This window comes from Streptomyces sp. NRRL B-24572 (genome assembly GCF_002156145.1).
Classification (GTDB): domain Bacteria; phylum Actinomycetota; class Actinomycetes; order Streptomycetales; family Streptomycetaceae; genus Streptomyces; species Streptomyces vietnamensis.
In genome coordinates, this window is record NZ_MWIG01000313.1 from 19,892 (window position 1) to 27,531 (window position 7,640).

A 7,640-nucleotide genomic window follows, 5' to 3' on the forward strand; every position below is an offset into this window, starting at 1 on the left:
GCTGATTCATGATCGAGGACCCGCTGCGGTCGCGGCCAGTCTTCCGGCGAGCTCGCGGAGCCCCGACAGGAGATCTTCCGGTTCGCGGGAGAGATCGAGGGCGTGCTGGTACAGCCGCACGCCTCGTCCGTCCTGCCCGGCGCCCGTTCCGCGTACTTCGTGGCAGCGCTCCGGTCGCCGCCCCGCCGCGTACACGAGGTGGGATTCGGGCAGGCCCAGCACGGTGGCGTAGGCGAGGGCCTGGTACAGGTCGGCGTTGAGGAGCCCGTCGGCCTTCTCGACCTTGTACTTGGCGTCGACGACGGCGACCGGAGTGCGGCCGTCCCCGGTGCGTACGACGAGGTCGGGGCGCATGCCCACCAGACCTGCCGTGTCGAGGTGGTGGGGGTCCTGGAGGCGGGCGGTCAGGCCGTGTTCACGCAGGGCCTCGCGCAGCCCGACGGTGACGAAGTCCTCGAAGAGCTTGTTCATGTCGATGAGGAAGCCGTCCACGGCGAGGGGTTCGGCCTCGCTCGGCCTGTGCTCCGGAGAGGTGCCCCGCAGTACGGCCTCGGCGAGTCGCAGGGCGGGCTGGTAGCGGGAGTTGAGGCGCGACGGCTGCCAGCGCGGCAGTTCCTGCCCCCGTATCAGCGGCTGGGCGTCGGCGAGACGTGCGCGCTGGTGGGCGAGGCGCCGGCGGACCGGAGCGGGGACTCCCGGCAGCCGTAGCAGCCGCTCGACGGCACCGCGCAGGATGCGGTTCTCGTCGGTGTCGGCCGTGTACGCGTCGTACCCGATCTCCACCGGCGGCGTCCGGCCGAAGTGCCGGCGGATCTGCTCGGCCTCGCGCAGCCGCCCGCGTACGACCAGCGCGGTCTCCTCCACCTCGCGATAGCCCTGGAGGACCCCTCGGCGCAGAGCGGCGTCGATCTGCCGCTCCACGGCGTGCGCGAGCGCGGGGACGACGTCGTCGTACGCCCCGGTGTCGACGGTGCCCTCCTTGCTGTCGCGCCAGGCCCGTGCCGGGTCGAGGCTGAAGCCGAGGAGGAAGAACAGTCGGCTCACGGGTGTCTTGGGCCTGATCCGCACGACAGCACCGCCCGGGGTGCGCACCGCGCCGACCCGGCTGCCCGCCCGCAGCAGCCAGTGCCCCTCCCGGCCGGAATCCGGCGCCGCGCTCTGCAGGATGCCGGACGCGGCGAGGGCGCGCCCGGCCTCGGCGTCCAGGGGGACGGAGAGCGCGGGCCCGTGCTCGCGCAGGGTCACGTCGAGCACGGTCATGGGCGCTGCTGCCGCAGCGAGTCGAGGCCGTAGCGGGCGGCGATGTCGAGCCCCTCGCCGTAGTGGTGCTCTTCGAGCAGAGGGAGGATCTTCGTGCGCCATGTGCGGTCGAGACCGCCGTCGCGGTACACGCCCGGCTTCATCAGGTACGAGGGGCCGATCGCGAAGTCGGGGTCGTCGATGCGCGCGTTGAGCGCGTCGAGCAGGTCGGCAGGCTCCGGGTCCTTGCCCTCACGCTCCAGCCAGCGCCCGAGCAGCCCGGCGGTCGGCTCGGTACGGGGGGACAGCTCGAAGAACGCGAAACGGCGCCGCATCGCCGCGTCCACCAGGGCGATCGACCGGTCGGCGGTGTTCATCGTGCCGATCACGAAGAGGTTCGGGGGCAGCGCGAAGTCGTCTCCGGAGTAGGTGAGACGGACGGACCTCGTCCGGTACTCCAGGAGGAAGTACAGCTCGCCGAAGACCTTGGCGAGATTGGCGCGGTTGATCTCGTCGATGATCAGAAAGTGCGGGACGTGCCGGTTTCCCTCGCGGGAGGCGAGATCGGCGAGTTCCCGGAGCGGCCCCGCGGTCAGTCGGAAGGCCACCTCCCGTGTCTCGGCGTCCTCCACGGGCCGGAAGCCCTCGAAGAAGTCCTCGTAGGCGTACGAGGGGTGGAACTGCACGATCTTGACCTGCTCGGGACCGCCGCCGAAGTACTCGGCCAACTTCATCGCCAGGTAGGTCTTCCCGGTGCCCGGTGGGCCGTAGAAGATCAACTGCCGCTCGTCGATGAGGAGCTCGCGGACCTCCTCCAGCCAGGAGGGGGCATGGACGAGGAGGTCCGCCGCGAGGTCGTCGGTGACGTCCGGCAGGGACAGCTCGCGCGGCGCCGGGCGCTCGGTGGCGGGCTCATGAGCGGGGGCGCCGGGCGCTGCCCGGTCGGAGGGTGCGGTGAGTCCGTCCAGCGCTTCCAGGACGCCGGTCAGGTCGACGACGTCGTGCTGCACGGAGAGCTTCTGCTGTATCTCTTCCGGAAGTTCCTCGTACGGGTGGCTGTCGGGCTGCCATGCGACGGTCCGCCGCAGGTTGTGCAGGCCGCCGGGGGCGATGGTCTGCGCGGCCTCCCCGGTGATCCGCCCGAGGTGGAGCCGGCCGTCGCTTATGGTCGCCACCGTGTCGCCGACGCGCATCTGCGTCAGGAATCCGTGCAGCTCCTCGACGAGGCCCCGCTTCTGGTTGTACGAGGCCGCACCCTCGTACCCCTCTTCGACGAGGCGCCGCAGCGCGCTCTTGGTCGGGTCGCTCTCCTCCAGTGGCGGCAGATGGGCACCGGCGAGGGTGACGTATCCCTCCTTCAGCCACAGTTGCCGCACGAGGTTGTGCCCCGAGACGTTGGAGCCGCGCACCAGCCACGCCTTGCGCGGAGCGCGCCAGCCGGTGGACAGGTAGTCGCCGAGCGGGTGGCCCTCGACCGTGCGCCAGGACTCCGGGCCGGAGGCGTCGTAGCCGTACACCAGCGCGGCGGCGGCCGAGGAGGAGTTGCACAGGATGTCCCGGGTCGCCACCCACCGTGGCGTCGCCTCAAGCCGGTCGGGTTCGGGCGGGGCGTCGGCGAGCGCGGCGCTCGCCCGTAGATCCGCACGGAGCCGGCGGGTGTGGTCGCCGAGCCCGGGCCATGCCTCCGCCGCCACCAACGACCCTTCGTGCAGCAGGAACCGGTGCGTGCCGTTCCCGCCGAACTCGGTGAGCAGATGCCCGTGCGCTTCTCCGCCACCCTTGGGAAGCTTGATGCGGAAGTCGGGCGCGCCGGGGAGGCGGTCGGGCTGCGGCATGGGTGACCTTCCGGGAGACGCGAGGCCTGCGCGAACACCGAACAGCCTACCTGTTGACGCTGTCAATGGACTCAAGTCGTCGGTAAACAAATCATGACAGTGTGTTGACGATGTAAACGCGCCGAACCTATGGTGAGGGTGCGTCAGGGCGACTCCTCGGGGGTGGACCGACGCTTGGTCTCTGGGGTGGGGCGCTACAGATGAGGGGTCGATGACTGAGGCTGAACAGCGTCTGATCGAGGTGGAGTTGCCCGAGGGCGACACCGGGACGACCTCGATGAGCGCGTACGAGGAGCAGGTGTGGGGCGTGCTCAACGAGCGCTGGCAGCGCCGCAAGAGCCGCCGCGAACTGCCGAACTGGGCGAGCGCCACCCGCGGCCGCACCGGTGCGGCCGCGGGAAACGCCGCCAGACGGGTCAAGGACGCCGTGCCGGAGGCCGTCGCGGAACCGATGCGCCGCGCGGGCGGCGCGGTCGCCGACGCGGCCCTGCGACCGGCGCTCGCCAGCGCGGCGGCGTTGCTCGAAATGGTCAACGAATCGACCCTGGAGCTCAACGACCCGAAGAACGTCGAGAAGCTCGCCCGCAAGCGAGGGATCGACATCGGCAGTTTCACCGAGCTGCGGGAGCAGGACCTCAAGGTCTGCGACCGGCTGCTGACCCGCAACACCATGACGTGGCGGGCCGTCGGCGCGGTAGAAGGCGGCGCCATGGGCCTGTTGGCCATGGTCCCCGTCGCCGGTATCCCCGTCGCGATGACGGCGGACATCCTCGTCGTCCAGGTCCTGAGCACGTCGATCGCGGCGCGCATCGCGTACTCCTACGGCTTCGACGCCAAAGACCCCAGGGAGCAGGACTTCATCCAACGCCTGGTGCAGCGGTCCTTCATGGCGCAGGCGGCCAAAGCCAAGCCGTTGCGTGACGCCGCACGGGCCGCGGAGGCGGTCAAGGGGCGCGTGAACTGGTCGCAGAAGCTCCGCCAGGACCACCGTCTCGTGGCCGCCCTGGAGAAGTTGATGCAGCAGCTGGGCCCGGCCGGTGCCAGGGTGCCGGTCAAGAACGTCGCCAAGGTCGTGCCGCTCGTGGGGATCCTCGTCGGTGCCGGCGCGAACGCCGCGGTCCTCGGCAGAGTGGCCGCCGACGCCCAGCGGTACTGCCAGACACGGTTCCTGTGCGAGAAGTACGGGCTGCCGCTGCCGGCCGCACTGGCGACCGACGGGGACGGCGACCCCGAGGCCGACGCCACGTAGGCGACGGGCACGGGGTCCACGACGCGGACGCTCACCGCCTGGACGGCAGGACGCTGCCCGCGGGGAACGGGGTGCTCGCCTCCGCGAATTGGTCCCGGCCCTGGTCGGAAAGGCGTGCGAGGCGTACGAGTTCGGCGTTCTGGGCGTTCTGGTCGCCGCGCGCCACGGCGCTCCGCAGGGCGTCGCGGGCGGCCAGGACCTCGTTGCGGAGGGTCGTCGGATAGGAGTCCTGCTCGGCGAGGCGGATGGTGACGACCGAGGTGCGGACCGCCGGGTCGATCCCCTTCCAGAGCTCCTCCGCCCGCTTCGTGCTCTCCCGCAGCGCGTCGGTGTCCATCGCCCTGCGCGCGTCCATGACCGACTCCCCGGCCTTCCGCAGGTCCTCCAGGAGCGCTGCTGGAAGCAGCCCGTGCCCGCTGCCGGCGGCGATCGTCGCCTGGGCGAAGGCGGTGCGCGCCCGGGTGCACAGCTCCAGGGTCTCGCGGGCGGAGTCGAGCAGCCCGTCCAGGGAGCGGCCCACGGTCTCGCCCTTGCCGAGTGCCGCCAGGTCCGCCATGACCTCGGTGAGGGCGTCCCGTTCGGCGTGCGTGAGCTCACGGTCCCAGAGGGCCAGGAAGTCCGCGTACCGCTCGTGGAGTTCGTTCGCCTTCCGGCCGACGGCGGCGGGCACCCCGCTGCGGCGGAGCTCCCTGCCGTGCCAGTCGTCGGAGCCGAGGCGGTACCTCAGGGCGATCGTGCGGTCGGCGTCCAGTCGCACCTGAAGATCGAGCGGTACGTCTCCCCGGAGCCCGTCCTTCTGCTCGTGGACGGCACTGCCGCAGAACTCGTTGCGATGGGCGGAGCGGTGGTGCTGCCCCTCCCAGACCTGGAACCGCACCGATCCGCTGCGGGCGTCGCGGACCACGAGGTCGTCCACACGGCGCCACTCGGTCGGGTAGGCGGTGCCCCCGGGGAAGAGGACCTCCAAGGAGCCGTCCTCCAGCTCGAGTCCGATGTCCTGCGCCGTGACCTGTTCGGCGGGGGCGGTACCGAAGTCGCCACCGCAGAACGAGCAGGCGCTGAGACCGGCGGCGTTGACCATCCCGCAGCCGGGACACTTCAGACCGCCCGCGTCCAGCGGCGCGTCGCAGTCGAGGCAGACGGCCGCGGAGACGGGGTTGTCGGCCCGGCCGCAGTTCGGACACTCCCGACGGGTGGCCGTCGGAGCGGCCGCGCGCAGCCCGGACAGGTCCGTGTCGCACACCGAACAGGCGCCGCTGAGCTCGGGCGCGGGGACGTGGCAGGCCGGGCAGTCCACGGTGGCCGGGCCGAGGAGCGGCGTCGCGCAGCCGGGGCAGGCGTCGGCGGTGACGGGAATCCCCTCGATCGTGCAGGTGTCGGCCGGGCAGTCGAGCGTGCTGAGCAGGCCGGCCTCCACGGCGGCGCCGTGCGCGACGGCCGTCATGGGGTGCACCGCGTCCGACACCTTCTCCTCGCCGAAGAGTTCCTCCAGATCGCGCCGGACGGCCGGGATGCGGGTGGAGCCGCCGACGAGGAGGACGCGCTGGATGTCCTCGGGCAGCGCGTCGCCCCGCTTCAGCACCGACTCGACGGTGCCCCGCATCCGGCTCCGGTACTCGGCCAGGAGCTCCTCGAAGTCCGCGCGCCGTACCTCCCCGGACCAGGCTCCGCCCTCGCGGCCGAGCGGGGCCAGGATCACCTCGGAGACGTCCTGCGAGGACAGTTCGACCTTGGCGCGCGCGGCGGCGTCCCGGATCCGGAAGGCGTCTCCCTCCCCGCTGTGGTCACGCCCGTCGAGCCGCGCGCGCAGGTGCTCGTCGAGCAGCGCGTCGAAGTCGGAACCGCCGAGGAGGTTGTCCCCGCCCAGCTCGCCCACCGAGAAGTAGCCGGGACCGATCGTCAGGAGCGAGACGTCGAAGGTGCCGCCGCCCAGGTCGAAGACGAGCACGGTGGCGTAGTCCTCGGCGCCGTTCCCGCTCGGTCCGATGCCGAAGGCGTGCGCGGCGGCGGTCGGCTCCTGCACGATCCGCGCCACATGGAATCCGGCAAGCCGCCCGGCCTCGCGCACCGCGTGGAACTGCGGCTCCGCGAAGTACGCCGGCACCGTGATCACCGCACGCCGGAACGGCACTCCGGCGGCGTTCTCGGCGTCCTGCTTGAGCCGGCGCAGCAGGATGGCGGCCACCTGTACCGGGGAGAGGTAGTGCGCGCCGAGCCGGATCTCCACCGAACCGTCGGCGCTCTTCCGGACGGGCGGCGCGTCGTCGGGCCGCGCCTTCAGCGCCTGCTGGACGAGCTCGTCGTCCCAGCGCCGCCCGATCAGCCGCTTGGCCTCCGTGATCACGGAACCGGGCGCGGACTCCTGCCAGCTCAGGGCCTCCTGCCCGACCAACAGGGCGCCGTCGGAGCCGACCCCGAGGGCCGAGGGGGTGGTCTCACCGCCGTGCCGGTTGGGCAGGACGACGGGGACGCCGTCCTGCAGCCAGGCCGTGACCGAGTTGGTGGTGCCGAGGTCGATGCCGAGAGTGCGGTGCATGAAAGGTCGCTTTCCTGGTCGTCATGGAGCGTAGGAGGCGTCGGAGGCGCAGGGTCAGGAGCGGCGGGAGCGCCGTCCCCGCCGGCCGGGGCGCTTGCGGGGCAGCTGCCACTGGGAACGGGTGGTGCGCCGTGGCTGTGCGCGCCCGCCACCGGCCGGCACCGGATCCGGCCCGCTGTCGACGACGGGTTCGGTCTCGGGCTCCGGTGCGGGGCCCGTCACCGCGACGACCACTTCCGCGGGCCGCAGGGTGGCGGCTCCCCGACGGAAACCGGTGAGCCTCTCCCGCAGTACCGTGCCGCCGGGCCAGGTGGGATGGGGTTCCGTTCCGACGACGCGCATCTCCAGGGGATCGACGGCCCTGCCCACCGTGTCCATCGGGCTGACGTCCTGCCCGGCGAACGTCCGGCGCAGCATCAGGTGCGCCGCGTCGATCTGCTCGCTCAGGGCGACGGCGACCGAGGTCGCCTCGCGGGCGGACCGTGCCTCGTGCAGGGCGCCGACCCGGCGACGGGTGTCGCCGAGCACGTCGTCCAGCGGCAGCAGTGAGCTCAGCAGAGCATCGAGCCGGGCCTCGGCCTCGTCGCGCTTGCGGGACAGGGCCTCGACCCGGCGCCGCAGTTTGTCGAGTTCGGACGGCGGGCCGGCGGCGGACCGGGCGGGATCGATCACGGACGTTCCTCGCTGTCGTGGAGGCGGGGCAGGGGCGGGGTGAGCATCTCGGCGACGAGGGCGCCGACGGGACTCCGGGTGGCCTGGTCGGCCCGGCGGACGAGCTCCT

5 protein-coding genes are annotated in these 7,640 nt (G+C 72.2%); 1 reads left to right on the plus strand and 4 read right to left on the minus strand.

From position 1 onward, the window contains the following. Positions 1 to 6 precede the first annotated feature (6 nt). Positions 7 to 1,260, minus strand: coding sequence for an McrC family protein (locus CCN56_RS19850; protein WP_086828634.1), 1,254 nt, complete (start codon positions 1,258 to 1,260; stop codon positions 7 to 9). Next, a complete protein-coding gene (locus CCN56_RS19855) occupies positions 1,257 to 3,074 on the minus strand; it encodes an AAA family ATPase (protein WP_086828636.1) in 1,818 nt (605 codons plus the stop codon). The genes CCN56_RS19850 and CCN56_RS19855 overlap by 4 nt, the downstream gene beginning before the upstream one ends. Before the next feature lie 211 nt (positions 3,075 to 3,285). Between CCN56_RS19855 and CCN56_RS19860 the strand changes: the two genes are divergently transcribed. Further along, complete coding sequence (locus CCN56_RS19860) at positions 3,286 to 4,323, plus strand: EcsC family protein (RefSeq protein ID WP_086828638.1); 1,038 nt, start codon at positions 3,286 to 3,288, stop codon at positions 4,321 to 4,323. Between the two features lie 31 nt (positions 4,324 to 4,354). On the opposite strand, the gene CCN56_RS19865 is transcribed toward CCN56_RS19860, so the two are convergent. Further along, positions 4,355 to 6,859, minus strand: a complete 2,505-nt coding sequence (locus CCN56_RS19865; RefSeq protein WP_086828640.1) for an Hsp70 family protein — start codon at positions 6,857 to 6,859, stop codon at positions 4,355 to 4,357. Positions 6,860 to 6,913: 54 nt separating this feature from the next. Beyond that, the gene (locus CCN56_RS19870; protein ID WP_086828642.1) at positions 6,914 to 7,531 is read right to left on the minus strand and encodes a nucleotide exchange factor GrpE; all 618 of its coding nucleotides are present in this window, start codon (positions 7,529 to 7,531) and stop codon (positions 6,914 to 6,916) included. Positions 7,532 to 7,640 lie beyond the last annotated feature (109 nt).

Bases quoted from the DNA above. Each gene is read 5' to 3' on its own strand.
- CCN56_RS19855 (WP_086828636.1), bottom strand. From the start codon at position 3,074: ATGCCGCAGCCCGACCGCCTCCCCGGCGCGCCCGACTTCCGCATCAAG.
- CCN56_RS19865 (WP_086828640.1), bottom strand. From the start codon at position 6,859: ATGCACCGCACTCTCGGCATCGACCTCGGCACCACCAACTCGGTCACG.
- CCN56_RS19860 (WP_086828638.1), top strand. From the start codon at position 3,286: ATGACTGAGGCTGAACAGCGTCTGATCGAGGTGGAGTTGCCCGAGGGC.
- CCN56_RS19850 (WP_086828634.1), bottom strand. From the start codon at position 1,260: ATGACCGTGCTCGACGTGACCCTGCGCGAGCACGGGCCCGCGCTCTCC.